Origin of the sequence: Streptomyces griseorubiginosus, assembly GCF_001514195.1 — a bacterium.
Lineage (GTDB): Bacteria > Actinomycetota > Actinomycetes > Streptomycetales > Streptomycetaceae > Streptomyces > Streptomyces griseorubiginosus.
Map to the genome: position 1 here is coordinate 619,580 of NZ_KQ948734.1, position 19,688 is coordinate 639,267.

A 19,688-nucleotide genomic window follows, 5' to 3' on the forward strand; every position below is an offset into this window, starting at 1 on the left:
TACTGCGGCAGGATGGACCCCATGCCGAACCGACTGGCCCACGAGACGTCCCCCTACCTCCTCCAGCACGCCGACAACCCCGTCGACTGGTGGCCGTGGTCGGCCGAGGCCTTCGAGGAGGCGCGCAGGGCGAACAAGCCCGTCCTGCTGAGCGTCGGGTACGCGAGCTGCCACTGGTGCCATGTCATGGCTCACGAGTCCTTCGAGGACCAGGCCACCGCGGACTACCTCAACGAGCACTTCGTGAGCGTGAAGGTCGACCGCGAGGAACGTCCCGACGTCGACGCCGTCTACATGGAGGCCGTGCAGGCCGCCACCGGGCAGGGTGGGTGGCCCATGACCGTGTTTCTCACCGCGGACGCCGAGCCGTTCTACTTCGGTACCTACTTCCCGCCCACTCCCCGGCAGGGCATGCCCTCCTTCCGGCAGGTGCTGGAGGGGGTGCGGGCCGCCTGGGCCGACCGGCGGGACGAGGTCGGTGAGGTGGCGCGGAAGATCGTGCGGGATCTCGCCGGGCGGGAGATCTCATACGGCGACTCGAAGGCGCCCGGTGAGGAGCAGCTCGCCGCGGCTCTGCTGGGGCTGACGCGGGAGTACGACGCGCAGCGCGGCGGATTCGGCGGGGCGCCGAAGTTCCCGCCGTCCATGGTCGTGGAGTTCCTGCTGCGGCATCACGCCCGCACCGGCGCCGAGGGCGCGTTGCAGATGGCGCAGGACACCTGTGAGCGGATGGCGCGCGGCGGAATCCACGACCAACTTGGTGGCGGTTTCGCGCGGTACTCGGTCGACCGGGACTGGGTGGTGCCGCACTTCGAGAAGATGCTCTATGACAACGCGCTGCTGTGCCGCGTCTACGCCCACCTCTGGCGTGCCACCGGTTCCGAGCTCGCTCGTCGGGTCGCTCTCGACACCGCCGACTTCATGGTGCGTGAACTGCGCACCGCCGAGGGCGGGTTCGCCTCCGCGCTGGACGCCGACAGTGACGACGGGAGCGGGAAGCACGTCGAGGGCGCGTACTACGTGTGGACGCCGGAGCAGTTGCGGGAGGTGCTCGGGGAGGAGGACGCCGAGCTTGCCGCGCAGTACTTCGGGGTCACCGAGGAGGGCACCTTCGAGCACGGGCAGTCCGTGCTGCAACTGCCGCAGCAGGACACCGTGTTCGACGCCGAGAAGGTCGAGTCGATCCGGCGGCGGCTGCTCGACGCGCGGGCGCAGCGGCCTGCTCCCGGCCGGGACGACAAGGTCGTCGCCGCGTGGAACGGTCTCGCCGTCGCCGCGCTCGCCGAGACCGGCGCCTACTTCGACCGTCCCGACCTGATCGACGCCGCGCTCGGCGCCGCGGACCTTCTCGTACGGGTCCATCTGGACGAGCATGCGCGTCTCTCCCGTACCAGCAAGGATGGCCAAGTCGGTGCCAACGCGGGGGTGTTGGAGGACTACGCCGATGTGGCCGAGGGTTTCCTCGCGCTCGCGTCGGTCACCGGCGAGGGCGTCTGGCTCGACTTCGCCGGGTTCCTGCTCGACCATGTGCTGAGCCGGTTCACGGGGGAGGACGGGGCGCTCTTCGACACCGCCTCCGACGCCGAGCGGCTGATCCGCAGGCCGCAGGATCCGACGGACAACGCGGTGCCGTCCGGGTGGACCGCCGCTGCCGGGGCGTTGCTGTCCTACGCGGCGCAGACCGGTGCCGAGCCCCATCGGGCCGCCGCGGAGAAGGCCCTCGGGGTGGTCAAGGCGCTCGGGCCCCGGGTGCCGCGGTTCATCGGGTGGGGGCTCGCGGTGGCCGAGGCGTTCCTCGACGGGCCGAGGGAGGTCGCGGTCGTGGGGCCCGCACTGACCGACGACGCGACCAGGGCCCTGCACCGTACGGCACTTCTGGGCACCGCGCCGGGGGCGGTCGTGGCCGTCGGGACCCCTGACAGCGGTGAACTCCCGCTGCTCGCCGACCGGATCCTCGTCGAGGGTGCGGCCACCGCGTACGTCTGCCGGCACTTCACCTGTGACGCGCCGACGACGGACGCGGAGGCGTTGCGGGTGGCATTGGGGGGTTGAGCGGGTGCGGCCGGCGGGGCTGGTCGCGCCCCACGGCGGAGCCGTACATCGACGCAGGCCCGTGCCCCACGGCGGAGCTGCACATCGACGCAGACCCGTACCCCTACGTCGGAGACGTGAACTCGGCCAGGGCGCGCTCCACGATCGCCTCCAGCTGTTCGTGGTGGGCGCCCTTCCAGTACGGCCTGCCGCACTCCTCGCACTGCGCGAAGACGTCGTACGAGCGTCGGGTGCCGCTCTCCAGCCGGTCCGCCACCTCCTCCCTGGTCGCCGCGCGCAGCAGGCCGTTGCAGGCCGTGCAGCGGGACCACGGCTTCAACTCGGGGCGGAAGCGGTCCAGGACGTCGTGGAGCTGGTCGTCGGGGCGGGTGCTGTAGACGAAGGCGCCGGCCCAGAGCTCCCTGCGGTGCAGCAGGCCTCGGTCGCGGCTCAGCAGGACGCGTTTCTCGGTGGCCGAGCGGGTGGCGAGGGCAGGGTCGCCGATGTCCGTCGACTCGTAGGCCGTGTCCACGCCGAGCAGGCGCAGCCGGCGGGCGAGTGTGCCGAGGTGGACGTCGAGGAGGAAGCGCAGGGGGGCGCCGGGGACCCGCTGGGGTCGGGCGACGGGGTCGACCCGCACGGAGTCGCCCGCTGCGGGGACGTAGGACCTCGGGACCTCGCGGTCGTCCACCCGCAGCGTGCCGACCTCGGTGAGCGGGACGCCGGTCGACTCGACGACGTGGCCGAGGGAGGAGACCCCGTCGGTGGCGAGCGGGGTGGCTCCGGCACGGCGGCCGTGCGGGACGAAGAGGGCCAGTTCGGGGGCGAATTGGATGTGGATCTCCGGTGCGCTCACCCGGTCAGGATGTCATGCGGGGCGGGGCCGGCCTCAGGGGTTTTTCGTGGGCAGGCCGCGTTCGATGACCGTCAGGGCGCGCTCGAAGAGTTCGGCGAAGTCGTCCTGGAAGTCGTTCTCCGCCCAGTACAGGGAGACCTCGGTGAGGCCGCCGATGAGGGACATCGTGTAGACCCGGACCTCCAGGCTGTCCCCGGACCGGCCGCTGCGTTCGGCGACGGCCTCGCCGAGCATGCGGCCGGTGACGGACATGCTCTCCAGCATCCGGGCGCGCACCGCGGGGACCTGGAGCATGAGCTGGGAGCGGATCCGGGTGGCCTCCGGGTCCTCGGCGAGGCCGACCGCGATGGCCTTGCGCATCACGTGCCGCAGCGACTCCGTCCACGGTTCGTCGGCGGGCCGTTCGTTGAGTTCCCGGACCAGGATCGGGTCGTACTCGTCGGTGAGGACGATGTCCTCCTTGGTGGGGAAGTAGCGGAAGACCGTGGACGGTGACACCTCGGCCCGCTCGGCGATCTGCTCGACCGTCGTGGCCTCGTAGCCCTGTTCCCGGATCAGGGCGTAGGTCGCGTCGCGGATCGCCGTGCGTGTCTTGATCTTCTTCCGCTCGCGAAGTCCCAGTTGGGGGCTGTCGGAGAGGGGGAAGGAGCGTGCGGGTGTCATGGGAGTCATTGTCGGGCATCGGCCTCCTCGGCAGCCATGTCCGGGGCGGTGGAGGTCTCGGTGGGGCGGGGTGCGGAGGGCAGGAAGGCCGCGGCGAGCAGGGCGGCGACGAGGGCGGCGATCCCGCAGACCAGCAGGACGACGCCCATGCCGTGGACGTACGCGCTGTTGGCGGAGGCCAGCAGGTCGGCCGAGCCGGTGCGGCGGGCGACGAGGTGCGCGGCGACGACCGACTCTCCGGCGGTGTCGGCGGCCCGCGCGGGCAGTCCGGTGACGTCGAGGCGGTCCCGGAAGGTCGACGCGAGCAGGCTGCCGAGCAGGGCGATGCCGATCGCGCCGCCGACCTGGCGCATGGTCATCAGGAGTCCGGAGCCGCTGCCGGCGCGGTCGCGGGGCAGGGCGCTCAGGCCGCCGTTCATGGCGGGGATGAGGGAGAGGCCGAAGCCGAATCCGGTGAGGGAGAGCCAGAGCGCCACGAAGCCGTAGCCGGACTCGATGGTCGTACGGCTGCCGAGGATCCCGGCGAAGGCGAGGACCACCAGACCGGCGCTCACCGTGGCGCGGGCACCGAAGCGGGCGACCGCTTTCGGGGCGAGGCGGGAGGCGATCAGGAGTCCGCCCATCATCGGCAGCAGGCGGACGCCGGTGCCGAGGGCGTCGTGGCCGAGGACGGTCTGGAGGAAGGGCGGGAGCACGAACAGCAGGCCGGAGAGGATGAAGTTCACCAGGGTCGCGGCGACGGTGTTGAGCAGGAAGCCGCGGTGGGTGAGCAGGCTCATGTCGAGCATGGGGCGCCGGACCCGGCGTTCCCGCATGACCAGGGCGGCGATCAGCAGGACGGACGCCGCGAGCATGCCGAGGACCAGCGGGTCGCCCCAGCCGCGGGTGGGTGCCTCGATGATCGCGTAGACCAGGGCGCCGAGGCCGGTGACGGTGAGCGCGGCGGAGAGGGCGTCGACCTCGGGGGAGGAGGGGTCGCGGGTCTCGGGCAGCAGGAAGACGCAGGCGGCGATGCCGAGGGCGGCCATCGGGACGTTGACCAGGAAGACCGAGCCCCACCAGAAGTGGTTCAGCAGCCAGCCGCCGATGATCGGGCCGAGGGGCAGGCCGAGCGCGGAGGCGGCGGAGACGATGCCGACGGCCTTTGTGCGCTCGTCGGGTGCGAAGAGCGTGGGCAGGACGGACAGGGCGAGCGGGGTGACGAGGGCGCCGCCGACGCCCATGACCGCGCGGGCGGCGATCACCGCGTTCACGTCCCCGGCCAGGGCGCCGACCAGGGAGCCGGCCAGGAAGATCCCGAGTCCGGTGATCAGCATGCGGCGTCGGCCGAAGCGGTCGCCGAGCAGGCCGGCGGGGAGCATCAGGGCCGCGAAGACGACGACGTAGGCGTCCGCCATCCACTGCTGGGCGCCGGTGCCGGCGTCGAGGTCGGCGGCCATGGTCGGCAGCGCCACGTTGAGGATCGTCAGGTCGAAGCCGAGCGTGAGCATGCTCGCGACGAGGGCGGCCAGGGCCCACCAGCGGCGGGGGTCTGGAGTGAGAGTGTCCATGAAATGAGAGTAACTCTCAAAAGATGGTGAGTGTCAATCGATTTCGGCATGCAAAAAGGGCCACGGCGGGGAGCCGTGGCCCTGGAAGGTGCGGGAGGAGCTATCCGTGCTGGTAGGCCACCAGTGAGATGCCGACGTAGTGGACGACGAACGCGGCCAGCGTGAGGGAGTGGAACACCTCGTGGAAGCCGAACCAGCGCGGTGACGGGTTCGGCCGCTTGATGCCGTAGATCACCCCGCCCGCGCTGTACAGCAGACCGCCGACGATCACCAGGACCAGCACCGCGATGCCGCCCGCGCGCATGAAGTCGGGCAGGAAGAACACGGCCGCCCAGCCCATCGCGATGTAGCAGGGCGTGTAGAGCCAGCGCGGGGCGCCGACCCAGAAGACCCGGAACAGGATGCCGGCCACGGCCGCACCCCAGATGCCCCACAGCAGCCACTGCCCCTTGCTGCCCGGCAGGAGCAGCATCGTCAGCGGGGTGTAGGTGCCGGCGATGATCAGGAAGATGTTGGCGTGATCCAGCCTGCGCAGGACGCCGTCCATGCGCGGGCTCCAGTTGCCCCGGTGGTACAGCGCGCTGACGCCGAACAGCAGGCAGGCCGTCAGGACGTAGATGCTGCACGCGATCCGGCCTCTGGTGGAGTCCGCCAGGGCGGTCAGGACCAGGCCTGCTATCAGCACGGCCGGAAACATGCCCAGATGCAGCCAGCCGCGGAGCTTCGGCTTGATCGGCTCGGCCAGGTCGTGAGCGGTCTGCTTGATCTGGTGGGACAGGGAGGGCGCGTCGGGGGCGGGCAGCGTCATGACCCGCATGGTACCGAGACGGCCGTAGGCGCCGGGTGAGTGCGGGCGGGCCGACAGCCAGGAGTGGCCATCGTCTCGCGGGAGTTGGCCCGTAAAGAAACGGTCAGGAGAACTCTACGTGCACGCAAATAAACGCGCTGTGCACAAGGAAAGCGTGGCGATCCTCACTCCGCTCACCTGTGATGCCCTCTGGACAGATGGGCGCATCAGTCGGATGATCAAATGAGTGCGGTCGGCACCGGATGAGCGCCCAGGTCACCACCGAAAGGCGCGAGAAGCATCCGGGCCGCAGCCCCCACGGGGCCTCCAAACAAAAAATCCCTCATCTAGGAGCAATCGTGGCGCGCGACATCGCGGCTCCCTCTGTCGTCCCGACCCAGCACAAGGAACTGATCTCGTGGGTGAACGAGATCGCCGAACTGACCCAGCCGGACAGCGTGGTCTGGTGTGACGGATCCGAAGCGGAGTACGAGCGCCTGTGCGGGGAGCTCGTGGCGAAGGGCACGTTCAAGAGGCTCGACCCGATCAAGCGCCCCAACTCCTACTACGCCGCCTCCGACCCGACCGACGTCGCGCGCGTCGAGGACCGGACCTTCATCTGCTCGGAGAAGGAGGAGGACGCGGGCCCCACGAACCACTGGAAGGCCCCCGCCGAGATGCGGGACATCTTCCAGGGCGAGAACGGCGTCTTCCGCGGCTCGATGAAGGGCCGGACGATGTACGTCGTCCCCTTCTGCATGGGCCCCCTCGGCTCGGACCTCTCCGCGATCGGCGTCGAGATCACCGACTCCGCCTATGTCGCGGTCTCCATGCGCACGATGACCCGCATGGGACAGCCGGTCCTCGACGAGCTCGGCTCCGACGGCTTCTTCGTGAAGGCCGTGCACACGCTGGGCGCGCCTTTGGAGGAGGGTCAGCAGGACGTCCCGTGGCCGTGCAACTCCACCAAGTACATCTCGCACTTCCCCGAGACCCGCGAGATCTGGTCCTACGGTTCCGGCTACGGCGGCAACGCCCTGCTGGGCAAGAAGTGCTACGCGCTGCGGATCGCGTCGGTGATGGCCCGGGACGAGGGCTGGCTCGCCGAGCACATGCTGATCCTCAAGCTCACCCCGCCGACCGGTGAGTCCAAGTACGTGGCCGCCGCCTTCCCCTCGGCCTGCGGCAAGACCAACCTCGCCATGCTGGAGCCCACGATCTCCGGCTGGACCGTCGAGACCATCGGCGATGACATCGCCTGGATGCGGTTCGGCGAGGACGGCCGCCTCTACGCGATCAACCCCGAGGCCGGCTTCTTCGGCGTCGCGCCCGGCACCGGTGAGCACACCAACGCCAACGCGATGAAGACGCTGTGGGGCAACTCCGTCTTCACCAACGTGGCCCTCACCGACGACAACGACATCTGGTGGGAGGGGATGACCGAGGAGACCCCGGCGCACCTCACCGACTGGAAGGGCAACGACTGGACGCCGTCCTCGGAGAGCCCGGCCGCGCACCCCAACGCCCGCTTCACCGTGCCCGCCTCGCAGTGCCCGATCATCGCGCCCGAGTGGGAGGACCCGCGCGGGGTGCCGATCTCCGCGATCCTCTTCGGCGGGCGCCGCGCCTCCGCCGTACCGCTGGTGACCGAGTCCTTCGACTGGAACCACGGTGTCTTCCTCGGCGCCAACGTGGCCTCCGAGAAGACCGCCGCCGCCGAGGGCAAGGTCGGTGAGCTGCGCCGCGACCCCTTCGCCATGCTGCCGTTCTGCGGCTACAACATGGGCGACTACATGGGGCACTGGGTGGACGTGGCCAAGGACAAGGACCAGTCCAAGCTGCCGAAGATCTACTACGTCAACTGGTTCCGCAAGAACGACGACGGCAAGTTCGTGTGGCCCGGGTTCGGTGAGAACAGCCGGGTCCTGAAGTGGATCGTGGAGCGGCTGGAGGGCAAGGCAGAAGGCGTCGAGACCCCGATCGGCATCCTCCCGACCAAGGACGCCATCGACACCAAGGGCCTCGAACTGGCCGACTCCGACCTGGAGTTCCTGCTCACGGTCGACAAGGAGGTGTGGCGGGAGGAGGCCTCCCTCGTCCCCGAGCACCTCAACACCTTCGGCGACCACACGCCGAAGGAACTGTGGGACGAGTACCACGCGCTGGTGAAGCGCCTGGGCTGACGTCCCCTCTCACACCCCCGCGGCCGGCCCCGATGGGAGCCCTGACCCGTGATCGTCACGGGCCGACCGCGGGAGGCGGCACGAGGGCCGTCAGGCCCTGAGTCACGAACAGCCCCGCACAACGGCGTGCGGGGCGTGCTGCCTTTGCACCCGCACGCCTGCCCCGGCCTCACCGCCGGGCCCGACTCCGACACCTGCACGACCGGCTCGGGCTGCGTCCGCGTCAGCTGCCCCTGACCCCGTGCGGCCCTCCCCGGTCCTCCAGGTACCGGGTGTGGGTCTCCTGGCGGCGGGCCTCCGTGTCCCGGAGTCCAGCCGCCAGTTGCTGCGCGTCCCGCTTCATCAGCCCGAGCTGCTGCTCCAGCTGGAGTTCGGGGGAGTCCGCGCCCGGGGTCATCCGCGTCCACCACCGGGTCCGGGCGAAGCTGTCGACCGCCTCCGGCAGGTCCCGGCGCACGATCCTGGACAGCGCGTGCACACCCTCCGGGTCGTGGGCCAGCAGTTCCGCGGACCAGGTGCGGTCCAGCAACGCGGCCAGCAGTTCGGTGAGTTCGCGCAGCCGGGCGGCCGCCGTCACCGACAGGTCGATGTCGGTCAGATAGGCGCACAGCTTCTCGAAGTCGCCCCGCACTTCGTCCAGTGGGGCCGAAGGGTCCGGGAAGTCCGGCGGTGCCGGCCGTTCCGGCGGGGCGATCAGGGCACCCGCGCCGTAGAGCCCGGCCACCACCACGGGCCAGTACGGCCCCGCCAACCCCGTGAAGGTCAGCACCAGGCCGACCAGGCCGCACGCGCTGCCCGCGATGTTCTTGCGGGACTCCAGGTATCTATTGATAGCCACGGATCTCCTCGAACGCGCCGTCCAGCGAGCCCTTCTGGGCGTCGAAGAGACGGCCGCCGGTCAGGTCGGCGATGTGCGCCAGCTCGGAGCGGTCGGAGTCGCCGAAGAGGATCGGGAAGACGGGGATGTCCCGCCGGTCCCCGCGGAGCCCGGCGTAGAAGGCGTCGAAGTCCTCCGCCTCGGCGCCCGCCGTGTTCTCGCCGTCCGTCATCAGCACGATCGACGTGAACGTGTCGCCACCGGTGCCGAGATGGTCGTACGCCTTCTCCAGCGAGGTGTAGAGCGCGGTGTCCCCGTCCGCGGAGAGCGCCGCCGTGTCCGCGCGGATCGCGTCCAGGCCGGAACCCGGGTTCGACGGCTCGACCACATGCGTGCGGACGTCCTTCACCCGCGACCCGAACGGCATCAACGTGACCTCCTCACGCTCGCGGAAGTCGCCGGTGAGATCGGTCAGGGCCGACTTGAGGCGGTCCAGGCGCTCGCCCTCCATCGAGCCCGAGGTGTCCAGGACGTACACGGTCCGCGACGGGCGGCGCAGTTCGTTCTCGTACGAGTCGAGCAGGCCGTCGGCGACGGAACGGGTGCCCGGGAAGGGCAGTTCGCGGCGGCGGGCCGTGTCGAGTCCGGCGGCCGGTGGCACGGAGGCGACGACCGGACGGCGGTGGGTGCGTGCGGTGATCTCCCGCTGGACCTTCTCGGTGCGCAGGTCCTCGGTCACCCGCCGGACGTCCTCGCGGGTCCGTGCGTTCGTGGACTTCAGCGAGGTGAGCGGATAGTCGGCGGTGATCACGCCGTCGCGCGGGCGGATCACGGTCAGGCCCGGGACGCCCTTGAGGACGGACTCGTAGTTGAGCAGGGCGTCCACGTCACCGCGCCGGCCGTAGGCCGCGGCCAGCCAGCCCGAGGAGCCCGAGGTCAGCTTCTGGCCCTTGAAGAACTCCTTCAGCCGGGGCGTGGCCTTCGCGACGTCCGCGTCGGTGAGTGCCGACTGGGCGCCGGAGAGGGCGGAGGCCACCGATACCAGCGTGGCGAAACCGGAGTTGGAGCGGGCCGGGTCCGTCATGCCGTACGTCAACCGGCCGTCCTGGACGGCCTGTTCGACCTGGGACCAGGTGACGTCGGCGGGCTTCCAGCCGAGCCGGGTGACGGTGGCGTTCCGGACGCCGATCGCGACCGGGCTCGACATGACGGGTGTCTCGGAGACGACCTTCGCCGCGGCCTCGGGCCGCAGTCGCAGGTAGTCGTTCGAGGACAGCCACAGTGCGTCGTAACGGCCGTCGACGGCCCCCTTCGCCAGCATGTTCACGGCGTCCAGGGTGCCGACGTACGTCGGCCGGACGGTGACGCCGGTGTCCTTCTCGACCTGGGCGAGGACCGGGCCCATGTCGCTGAGCTCGCTGGAGGCGAGGACCCGCAGGGTGCCCGGTTCGGCGGGCCCGGGGACACCGGGCGTCGGGACACCGCCGGTCCCGTCGCCCTGTGCCGTGCAGGCGGTGAGCAGACCGAGCGCCGCCAGGCAGACGGCCAGTGCGTGTCGTCTCATCCGAGGCCCCCTTCCAGGGCGCCCTGCGACCGGCTGCGCTCCAAGTACCCACTGGCCTCCTGGAGTTCGGCGGTCAACGACTCCACGGTCGCCGCCATCGCCTCGGTGGCCCGGACCTTGTAGGTGTCGATCGCGTCGAGCGTGCGGTAGATCTGCTGGAAGGCGCCCCGCAGGGTCTCGGCGCCCACCGCGGGGTCGGCGGCGATGCGCTGGATCTCCCCGCTCTGGGTCGCCAGCATCTCGGCGTTGCCCCGGATCAGGTCCTCGGTCGTCCCGCGCAGCGCGTTGACCTGCTCGACGACCTTCTTCTGGTGGTCGAGCGCGGACGCCAGCATCACGGAGATCCTGAGCGCCGAGACGGTGGTCGTGGCCGCCCGGTCCACGCCCTTGATCAGCTCCTCGTTGTTGCGCCGTACGACGTCCATCGCCAGGTACCCCTGCGCGCAGACGGCGAGTTGGGTGAGCAGGTCCTGGTGCTTCTGCCGGACCGGGAAGAGCACGTCGGCACGGAGCGAGTCGGCCGCCTCGGGATCCGCCACGGCGGTGATGTGCTGCTCGACGGCCGCGTCCAGGGCCTCCGTGAGCACGACGTACTCCTGGAGCTTGCCCATGGTCTCCCACAGCCGGACCCGCTCGGTCTGCAACGCGGCGTTGTCACGCCGGAGTTCGTCCTGCCCGCCGCGCAGCGAGCCCACGATCCGGTTCAACGTGCCCTGCGCGGAGGCATACTTGGCGACGTGGTCGCGCAGCTTGTTGCCGCCGGGGAGCCGGGAGAGGAACTTGCGGCCCTTGGAGGCGGGCACATCCCGCGGGTCCAGGTCCTCGACCACGCGCCGCAGTTCGACGAGCGATCCGGCCACCTGCGACTGGGCGTCCCCGCCATTGTCCGGCAGGCTGCGCACGGTCCGCTCCAGCATCCTGTTGGACTGCGCGGCCGCGGCCCGCATCTCGCCGGCCCCGAGCCCGGTGATCTCACCGACCTTGCCGGCGAACTCGGGCGACCGGGCGTCGAGCGCCGCGAGCCCCTCGACGTACGCGGAGGCCTTCTCGGCCATGCCGGTCCGCACCGAGTCGTCGACGGGGACGAGGCCGCCCGCCTTCTCCCGCGGTACGGGTGCGACCGCCTCGGGTGGTGTGAGCACGAAGGTGTCGTCGTTCATGGATGTCATAGGTGATGCCCCCCCGTTATCCGCGCGCCCGTCGCGCCAGCTCGTGCAGCACCGCGGAGGTGGGCACGGGCGCCTGGCGGACGCCGGTCAGTTCCTGCTGGAGATAGCTGGTGTCCGAGGCGAACCCGGTCGCCTCGCCCTGCGGCCGGAACCCGTGCCGGACCTCCAGCTTGCGCAACCGGGGGTCGGTGGACAGGAGTTCGGCGAGCGCCTGACCGTTCTCGGTCAGGGGTACGACGGTGTGGTCGCTGTTGACCGTGGTGTCCGGGTAGAGCACGACCAGGTCGTCCGGGTGCTGCCCGTCCGCGAGGAGCGAGGCGACCTGGGACTCGTAGACGAGGACCAGTGGATTGCCGGCGCCGCTGACGAAGTCCCGGAAGGCCGCGTCCGTACTGGACTGCTGGGCGCCCTGCACGCTGACCAGCTTGTGCAGCAGGGGAGTCGTCCTGCCGACCTCGGCCGCACTCGCGACGACCTTGCCGCCGTTCGCCACGTAGGAGGCGGCGGCGAGGTAGAGGGCTCCCGAGCTGGACGTCTCCGGGTCGGTGCTGGACAGATAGAGGGTGCCGGTCAACTCCCCGTACTTCCCGGCCCCCTTGAGCTGCTGCCAGGTGCGGTCGGCGCGGGCCGCGTCGAGATAGGCGGCCATCTTGAGGACGCCGCGGTGGCCTTCGTCCAGGGTGGCCAGGCCGTTGCCCGCGAGGACCTCGGCGGCGCTCTTGTGCGCCACGACGACGAGGGGCGAGTAGAAGGGACGCGGGAGGGTCCCCCGCACCTTGTACTTCGCGGCGAGTTCGGCGGCCGGGGCCTGGCTGGACGGGAACGCGAAGTCGTACCCGCGCAGGTCCAGCCCTTCCATGGCCCAGGACCCGGAGGTCTCGGCCCTGACGGTCCAGCCCTTGGCGGCGAGGGCCTTCACCACGTCCGGGTCCTCGAAGAACTCCGCCTTCTCCGACCCGATCACTCCACGCACGGTCTTCGTTGCCGTGCCACTGTCCTCACTGCTGCGGCCCGCCACGACGGCGGCCACCACGCCACCGATCAGCAGTACCGCGAGGACGATTCCCACGATTCGTCTCACGCCGTGAAGACTGCTCGCGGAACCCAACATTCCCCGGCGAACAGGGTGAACGGGAGGTGTAGTACCGGTCCCGGATCGATACGGGTCAGGATCACCCAGTCAGGGGCGCGGGGAACTGCGCGACCAGCCACATACGCCCCGCACCCGCCCGAAGACGCGAACCCCTACGGCGACGAGGCGCCCCGGCCCAAGCAAACGCAGTGCATGGCTCCCGGTCCGCACGTCGCTGCGGGTGCGCGCGGACCGGGGCCGTCAGAGGGAGCCGTAGGGCTCAGGGAGCCGTACGGCTCAGTGGGCGGCGAGCTCGCGAGGCTCCAGAGCCGCCGCGTGGGAGTCCATCCGCTCCGCCGCCAGGATCGCCGCCGCCGTGTCCGCGCGGGACGCCGCCACGAGCAGTGCCCGTCCCGCCACCGCGTGGGCGCGGCGGTGCAGGTCGGTGATGTCGGGGGTGGAGGGGATCGCGGTCAGGGGCACGCGCACCGGTGCGCCTCCGCCCCGCAGCCGGGCCACCTGTGCGGCGAGCCGCTCGGCCGCGGTGTCCAGGTCGGCGGACGGCTCCAGCGCGCGCAGTTCGTCGGTGACGGCGAGCAGCGCGGCGAGGTGGCCCGCCAGCTGGATGTCCAGCTCTTCCTCACGCGAACGGTGGGGGAAGTCGGTGGGGGCGTCGGCCATCGTGGAGTGGACCGACTTGGTGCGGATCGGCTCGTACATGGGATGGCCTCCTGTGCTGTCAGGAAACCATCCTAGCTTAGATTGCGTCTAAAGTTGAGCGAGCTGAAAAACCGGACCGAATGATCTACGGCTGGCCGTACCCGTCCAGGAAGTTCCCGATCCGCCCCACCGCGTCCCGCAGGTCACCGACGGTCGGCAGGGTCACGACCCGGAAGTGGTCGGGTTCGGGCCAGTTGAAGCCGGAGCCCTGGACGACCATGATCTTCTCCTGCCGCAGCAGGTCGAGGACCATCCGCCGGTCGTCCTTGATCTTGAAGACCTTGGGGTCCAGGCGCGGGAAGAGATACAGCGCGCCCTTCGGCTTCACGCAGCTCACGCCGGGGATCTGGGTCAGCAGCTCGTACGCCACGTCCCGCTGCTCGACGAGCCGGCCGCCCGGCAGTACGAGGTCGTTGATCGACTGGCGGCCGCTGAGCGCGGCGACCACTCCGTGCTGTCCCGGCATGTTCGCGCACAGGCGCATGTTCGCCAGGATGGTCAGGCCCTCGATGTAGGAGTCGGCATGCGCGCGGGGGCCGGAGATCGACATCCAGCCCACCCGGTAGCCGGCCACCCGGTACGCCTTCGACATGCCGTTGAAGGTGAGGGTGAGCAGGTCCGGGGCGATCGACGCGGTCGGGGTGTGCGTGGCGCCGTCGTAGAGGATCTTGTCGTAGATCTCGTCCGAGCAGACCAGCAGGTTGTGGCGGCGGGCGATGTCGGTCAGCCCCTTGAGCATGGTCTCGTCGTAGACCGCGCCCGTCGGGTTGTTGGGGTTGATGATGACGATCGCCTTGGTGCGGTCGGTGACCTTCCGCTCCACGTCCGCGAGGTCGGGCATCCAGTCGGACTGCTCGTCGCAGCGGTAGTGCACGGCCGTACCGCCGGACAGCGACACGGCGGCCGTCCACAGCGGGTAGTCGGGGGCCGGTACGAGGACCTCGTCGCCGTCGTCGAGCAGGCCCTGCATGGCCATCACGATCAGCTCGGAGACGCCGTTGCCGATGAAGACGTGCTCCACGTCGGTCTCGATGCCGATGGTCTGGTTGTGCATGACGACGGCGCGGCGCGCGGCCAGCAGCCCCTTCGCGTCGCCGTACCCGTGGGCCGTCGACACGTTCCGCAGGACGTCCTCGAGGATCTCCGGGGGCGCCTCGAACCCGAACGCGGCGGGGTTGCCCGTGTTCAGCTTGAGGATGCGGTGCCCGGCCGCCTCCAGGCGCATCGCCTCCTCGAGAACCGGGCCCCGGATCTCGTAACAGACATTGGCGAGCTTGGTCGACTGGATCACCTGCATGTCTGGGAGCTTACGGCCCGGTAACGCTCCATGGTCCGTGTTTTCCGCCACTTGAGACGTGGTGGTTTGGTCCGTTATCGCCGGTAGCTGTCCCACCAGCCTCTTCCGTCCCTACAATCCGTCGCCATGTCGAGGCCAGTCGAATACGAGTCCGGGGCGCCGAACGTTTATCAGCCACAGCCCGGAGCGGTCCCGGCGTACGACGAGTACCCGGACCCCGCGGCCGCGCACGGCTGGCAGAACGCGTACGACGCCACGGCCGAGCTCCCCCTGATCGAGTCCGGTGACCTGGGGGCGGGCACCCCCGGGGACGGCGATCCGGCGTCCGGTGGCCGGGCCGCCCGGCGGCGGGCCGCCCGCTCCACGGGAGGCCGCCGCTCGCGCCGGGTCGTCACGGTCGTCGCGGCCGTGGGGGCCGTGGGGGCGGCGGCGCTGATCGCCGGGCTGTCCCTGACGGATTCCGGGCCCGAGCGGGGGCCGGGAGCGGGTGCCCCCTCGGCCTCCTCGGCGACGGGTGAGGGCACCGGCCCGGCCTCCTCCGCCCGTCCGGAGGGCCCGGGTGCGACTGCCTCGGGGGGCCCGGAAACAGAGGCCACCGCATCCCTGGACCCCGGCACCCCGGACGCGGGTGCCTCCGCCTCCGCGGACGCGTCCGGGGGCCGGGCTTCCGGGAGCCCGTCGGCGCGGGCCTCCTCCGACACCTCGGGCACCCCTTCGGCCACGGTCACGGCCACCGCGGACGGTCCGGGGAACTCCGGCGGCAAAGGGCGCGGACAGGGCGGTTCGAAGAAGCCCAAGTAGCCCTGTGCATGGGTAAGTTGATCCCGCCGCGGAGAAAAACCGGGTGCGTGCCGCCCCGGATGTGCAGGTTCGCCCGTCGGTGGGCGCACGCTCGGCACAGCTTCTTGCCCAAGTGACCACCCTTCTTCACAATGTGCATGACAAACTCACGGGCGGCCGGAAGATTTCCGGCCGCCCAAGTCGCAAGAGGGGACCCCCACATGAGAAAGCCTCTCGTCGCCGTGCTCAGCGCCCTGGCCCTGGCCGGGATCGGCACGGCACCCGCGGTCGCCGCCGAACCCACCGCGGCGGCCGTCGGCAAGAGCGTCGACACGGACACGGTCACCTCCGTGGTCCACGACACGCTCACCTCCGCCACGGCAGGCCTGTCCCAGCTGACGTCACCGTCGCCGTCGCTCAAGGCCGTCACCCTCGCCGGAACCGTCTCGCTCAGCAACTGCTCCGGCTCGGTCATCCGGTTCCCGAACTCCCTCGACACCGACCCCGCGCTGGTCCTCAGCAACGGCCACTGCCTCACCACCGGCTTCCCCGAGCCGGGCGAGGTGCTCACCAACCAGGCGTCCAGCCGGACCTTCGGGCTGCTCAACTCCTCCGGCACCCGCGTCGCCACCCTGCGCGCCAGCAAGCTCGCCTACGGCACCATGACCGACACGGACGTGTCGATCTACCAGCTCACCTCCACGTACGCGTCGATCAAGAGCGCGTACGGCATCTCCGCCCTCACCGTGCAGGACACCCACCCGACCGCCGGGACCGCGATCACCGTGGCCTCCGGGTACTGGAAGCGGCTCTACAGCTGCAACATCGACGGGTTCGTGTACCGGCTGAAGGAGGGCGACTGGACCTGGAAGGACTCGGTCCGTTACACCTCCGCCTGCCAGACCATCGGCGGCACCTCGGGCTCGCCCGTCATCGACCAGACCACCGGCAAGGTCGTCGCCGTCAACAACACCGGCAACGAGGACGGGCAGCGGTGCACGGAGAACAACCCGTGCGAGGTGGACGCGAGCGGCAACGTGACCGTTCGTGAGGGGATCAACTACGCGCAGGAGATCTACAACATTCCTGCGTGCTTCACTACGGGGAATCAGCTGAACCTCAACGCGAGTGCGTGCACCTTGCCGAAGCCGTAGCTTCGCAGTCGGAAGGGGCGGGACCGGTCCGCGGGCGGCTGCTGCGCCGTCGTGGCTGGTCGCGCAGTTCCCCGCGCCCCTAGGTGGGTGACCTGGGTGTTCCGTTACATGGGACTGTTACGGACCGCCCTGCCCGCCAAGACGTCCGTGCGTTCGCCGTCCTCGATCACGGGCTTGCCGTCGATCAGGACGTGGGGGATGCCTGTCGGGAGTTGGCGTGGGTTCTCGAAGGTCGAGCCCGGGGTCACCGTCCTCGGGTCGAAGAGGACCAGGTCGGCCCGGTAGCCCTCCTTGACCAGGCCCCGGTCCGGCAGGCGCAGTCGGGAGGCCGGGCGGGAGGTGAGGTGGGCGACGCACTCCTCCAGGGACAGCACGCCCAACTCCCTCACATATGTGCCGAGATACCGCGGGAACGTGCCGTAGGCCCTCGGGTGCGGCTTCGCGCCCTGGAGGATGCCGTCCGAGCCGCCGGTGTGGGCCGGGTGCCGCATGATCGTGCGGACGTTCTCCTCGTGGCCGACGTGCTGGAGGATCGACGGGGCCAGCCGGTCGGTGAGGAGCAGGTGGCGGGCGGTCGTCCAGCCGTCCAGGCGGCGGCCCACGTACCGCGTCAACGCCGGGTCCCCGACCCCCGAGATCTCGATCGTGTCCCAGTCCACCGGTACCCCGTGGCAGCCGTCCGCGCCGACCACCTCCAGGTCGTGGCGGATGCGCTCGGCCGTCCCGTCGTCCGCGAGCCTCCGCAGGGTCTCCTCCGGGCCGCCCTCGCTCGCCCAACTCGGCAGCAGCGCCGCGAGGGTGGTCGAGCCGGGGGTGTAGGGGTAGGTGTCGAGGGTGATGTCGGCGCCCGCCGCCAGCGCCTCGTCCAGGAGGGTCAGCAGCTCCGGCGCACGGCCCTCGTTCACGCCGAAGTTCATGGTGGCGTGGGCGAGATGGAGGGAGCAGCCGGCCTCCCGGGCCAGCGCGACCATCTCCGCGTAGGCCTCCAGGGCCCCCGCTCCGTACGAGCGGTGGTGGGGGCAGTAGTAGCCGCCGTACCGCGCCACCACCCGGCACAGCTCGGTGAGTTCGGCGTCCTCGGCGTACATGCCGGGGGTGTAGGTCAGCCCGGACGACATCCCCACCGCGCCCTGTTCCATCCCCTCCGCGACCAACCGCCGCATACGGTCCAGCTCTTCGGGTGTCGCCGCCCGGTCCTCCCAGCCCACGGCGAGCGCGCGGACCGTGCCCTGCGGAATCAGATAGGCCGCGTTGACGGCGATGCCCCGGTCCAGGCGGTCCAGGTACTCACCCACCGTCCGCCAGTCGAAGTCGATGTCGTCGCCATGGCCGTTCCAGCCGGTGACGGCCCGCCGGACCTCCTCCAGCGTGCGGTCGTCGACCGGGGCGTACGACAGCCCGTCCTGGCCCAGGACTTCGAGGGTGACGCCCTGCGCGGCCTTGGCGCTGTGGTCGGGGTCGCGCAGGAGGGCGAGGTCGCTGTGCGCGTGCATGTCGATGAAACCGGGGGAGAGGACGAGCCCCTCCGCGTCCAGTTCCCGGCGGGCCTTGGGGCGTTGGCAGCCCGCGTCGGCCGCCTCCTTGACGATCGACACGATCCGGCCGCGGTCGACCACCACGTCGGCGCGGTACCAGGGGTCGCCGCTGCCGTCGACGACGTCCGCGTCCCGGATGACGAGCTCCTCCATGCCGGACCTCCCGCGTCTGGAAGCTGGTGAAGCTTCTGCCCGAAGCTTCGGAAGGGACGGTGCGGGCGTACTAGAAGAACGTGCGCACGTAGTCGACGACCGTGCCGTCCGCCTCGGCCACCGGGATCAGCTGCCACTTGTCGAAGGACGTGCACGGGTGGGAGAGACCGAGGCCGACCCAGTCGCCCACCTCCAGGTCCACCCCGGGGGCGGTGCGCAGCCACGCGTGCTGGTCGGAGAGGGCGGTGACCTCGATGCCGGTCGCGGGCCGCTCGGTGCCGTCCCGGCGGACCACCTGGGGGAGGGGGAGGTCGAGGTCGTGGGCCGCGTCCCGCTTGCCCGCGTTGGTGAAGGCCTGCCCGGGGGTGGGGCGGGAGACGACCTGCGACCAGAGCCGGAACGCGGGCTCCAGCGCGCCTTCCTCCGGGACCCGGTTGAACGGGGTCAGCCTGCGGTAGTGGCCGTCGTCGTGCGAGACATAGGCGCCGGAACGCAGCAACTTCAGCACCGGCAGGGAGAGTTCGGGGATCTCGGCGAAGACGTCGGCGACCGCGTCGAACCAGGCGCTGCCGCCGGCGCTGATCACGATCTCGTCGAGTCCCGCCGCCGCGAACCGCCCCGCCTTGTCCAGGTCCGCGGCCAGGGCCACGAGCCGGCGCAGCCAGGCGTGCACCCGCTCCGGGTCCGGCCGCGGGACCTCGCCCTCGTAGCCGGCGACCCCGACGAGCCGCAGCGTCCCGGCGGCCGCGACGGCGTCGGCGACCGCCCCGCACTCCGCCTCCGTGCGGACGCCGGTACGGGCGTCCGCCCCGGCGGCCAGCTCGACGACGACGTCCACCGGGCGCAACGCCCCGCGCAGCGCCTCGTCCATCAGCTCGACCCCGCGCACGGAGTCGACGTAGCAGACGAACCGGAAGTCCTCGTCCTGCGCGAGTTCCCCGGCGATCCAGCGCAGCGCCGCCGGGTCCACGAGTTCGTTGGCGAGGAAGACCCGCTGGACGCCGTACGCCCGCGCGACCCGGACCTGGTGGGGCACGGCCAGGGTGATGCCCCAGGCGCCGTGCTCGATCTGCCGCTGGAAGAGCTGGGGGGCCATGGTGGTCTTGCCGTGCGGGGCGAAGGCGAGACCGTGGCGGGTGGCGTACGTCTCCATGAGCGCGAGGTTGTGCTCCAGGCGCTCGGCGGACAGGGCCAGTACGGGGGTGGTGAAGCCGCCGGTGAAGAGGTTGCGGCGCTGGGCGGCCAGTTCCGCGACGGTCAGGCCGTCCGCGTCCGGGGGAAGGCCCTTGAAGCGGTGGTCGACGCGGTCCTCCGAGAGGCGGGCGAGCGCTTCGGTACCGGACACAGGGCCTCCCGA

At 70.8% G+C, this 19,688-nt stretch carries 16 protein-coding genes; 4 read left to right on the forward strand and 12 right to left on the reverse strand.

The window, feature by feature from the left end; all coding sequences use genetic code 11:
• Window positions 1-21 precede the first annotated feature (21 nt).
• On the forward strand, window positions 22-2,052 hold the full coding sequence (locus tag AQJ54_RS02820; RefSeq protein ID WP_062233521.1) for a thioredoxin domain-containing protein: 2,031 nt from the start codon (window positions 22-24) through the stop codon (window positions 2,050-2,052).
• A gap of 103 nt (window positions 2,053-2,155) precedes the next feature.
• On the opposite strand, the gene AQJ54_RS02825 is transcribed toward AQJ54_RS02820, so the two are convergent.
• From AQJ54_RS02825 to trhA, 4 genes are all read right to left on the reverse strand, one after another.
• A complete protein-coding gene (locus tag AQJ54_RS02825; RefSeq protein WP_062233524.1) occupies window positions 2,156-2,887 on the reverse strand; it encodes a Mut7-C RNAse domain-containing protein in 732 nt (243 codons plus the stop codon).
• A 33-nt stretch (window positions 2,888-2,920) separates the two neighbouring features.
• Window positions 2,921-3,550: a TetR/AcrR family transcriptional regulator gene (locus AQJ54_RS02830; RefSeq protein WP_062023840.1), complete on the reverse strand. Its 630-nt coding sequence runs from the start codon at window positions 3,548-3,550 to the stop codon at window positions 2,921-2,923.
• A 5-nt stretch (window positions 3,551-3,555) separates the two neighbouring features.
• Window positions 3,556-5,100, reverse strand: coding sequence for a DHA2 family efflux MFS transporter permease subunit (locus tag AQJ54_RS02835; protein WP_062233527.1), 1,545 nt, complete (start codon window positions 5,098-5,100; stop codon window positions 3,556-3,558).
• Window positions 5,101-5,200: 100 nt separating this feature from the next.
• Window positions 5,201-5,908 carry a PAQR family membrane homeostasis protein TrhA gene (gene trhA / locus AQJ54_RS02840; protein ID WP_062024212.1) on the reverse strand — a complete coding sequence of 236 codons (708 nt, stop codon included), beginning with the start codon at window positions 5,906-5,908 and terminating at the stop codon, window positions 5,201-5,203.
• 338 nt (window positions 5,909-6,246) lie between these two features.
• Here trhA and AQJ54_RS02845 point away from each other — a divergent pair, with 338 nt between their 5' ends.
• Complete coding sequence (locus tag AQJ54_RS02845) at window positions 6,247-8,070, forward strand: phosphoenolpyruvate carboxykinase (GTP) (RefSeq protein WP_062233530.1); 1,824 nt, start codon at window positions 6,247-6,249, stop codon at window positions 8,068-8,070.
• Window positions 8,071-8,293: 223 nt separating this feature from the next.
• Here the strand turns inward: AQJ54_RS02845 and AQJ54_RS02850 are convergent, their stop codons facing one another.
• From AQJ54_RS02850 to AQJ54_RS02875, 6 genes are all read right to left on the reverse strand, one after another.
• Window positions 8,294-8,908: a hypothetical protein gene (locus AQJ54_RS02850; protein WP_062233533.1), complete on the reverse strand. Its 615-nt coding sequence runs from the start codon at window positions 8,906-8,908 to the stop codon at window positions 8,294-8,296.
• Complete coding sequence (locus AQJ54_RS02855) at window positions 8,895-10,451, reverse strand: substrate-binding and vWA domain-containing protein (protein ID WP_062233535.1); 1,557 nt, start codon at window positions 10,449-10,451, stop codon at window positions 8,895-8,897. Before AQJ54_RS02855 ends, AQJ54_RS02850 begins: the two co-directional genes overlap by 14 nt.
• Complete coding sequence (locus AQJ54_RS02860) at window positions 10,448-11,620, reverse strand: toxic anion resistance protein (protein WP_062233538.1); 1,173 nt, start codon at window positions 11,618-11,620, stop codon at window positions 10,448-10,450. Before AQJ54_RS02860 ends, AQJ54_RS02855 begins: the two co-directional genes overlap by 4 nt.
• Before the next feature lie 16 nt (window positions 11,621-11,636).
• Entirely contained in the window at window positions 11,637-12,701 is a 1,065-nt protein-coding gene (locus tag AQJ54_RS02865; protein ID WP_062233541.1) for a substrate-binding domain-containing protein, read from the reverse strand.
• A 288-nt stretch (window positions 12,702-12,989) separates the two neighbouring features.
• The gene (locus tag AQJ54_RS02870; protein ID WP_062233547.1) at window positions 12,990-13,412 is read right to left on the reverse strand and encodes an SCO4983 family protein; all 423 of its coding nucleotides are present in this window, start codon (window positions 13,410-13,412) and stop codon (window positions 12,990-12,992) included.
• Window positions 13,413-13,497: 85 nt separating this feature from the next.
• Window positions 13,498-14,709: a pyridoxal phosphate-dependent aminotransferase gene (locus tag AQJ54_RS02875; RefSeq protein WP_062233550.1), complete on the reverse strand. Its 1,212-nt coding sequence runs from the start codon at window positions 14,707-14,709 to the stop codon at window positions 13,498-13,500.
• A gap of 126 nt (window positions 14,710-14,835) precedes the next feature.
• Here AQJ54_RS02875 and AQJ54_RS45555 point away from each other — a divergent pair, with 126 nt between their 5' ends.
• On the forward strand, window positions 14,836-15,510 hold the full coding sequence (locus tag AQJ54_RS45555) for a hypothetical protein (protein WP_062233553.1): 675 nt from the start codon (window positions 14,836-14,838) through the stop codon (window positions 15,508-15,510).
• Window positions 15,511-15,710: 200 nt separating this feature from the next.
• On the forward strand, window positions 15,711-16,643 hold the full coding sequence (locus AQJ54_RS02885; RefSeq protein ID WP_062233556.1) for a S1 family peptidase: 933 nt from the start codon (window positions 15,711-15,713) through the stop codon (window positions 16,641-16,643).
• A 104-nt stretch (window positions 16,644-16,747) separates the two neighbouring features.
• On the opposite strand, the gene AQJ54_RS02890 is transcribed toward AQJ54_RS02885, so the two are convergent.
• Together AQJ54_RS02890 and AQJ54_RS02895 are read right to left on the reverse strand one after the other, a co-directional pair.
• A complete protein-coding gene (locus tag AQJ54_RS02890; protein ID WP_062233559.1) occupies window positions 16,748-18,331 on the reverse strand; it encodes an N-acyl-D-amino-acid deacylase family protein in 1,584 nt (527 codons plus the stop codon).
• A gap of 70 nt (window positions 18,332-18,401) precedes the next feature.
• Entirely contained in the window at window positions 18,402-19,676 is a 1,275-nt protein-coding gene (locus tag AQJ54_RS02895) for an amino acid deaminase (RefSeq protein ID WP_062233562.1), read from the reverse strand.
• Window positions 19,677-19,688: the final 12 nt, after the last annotated feature.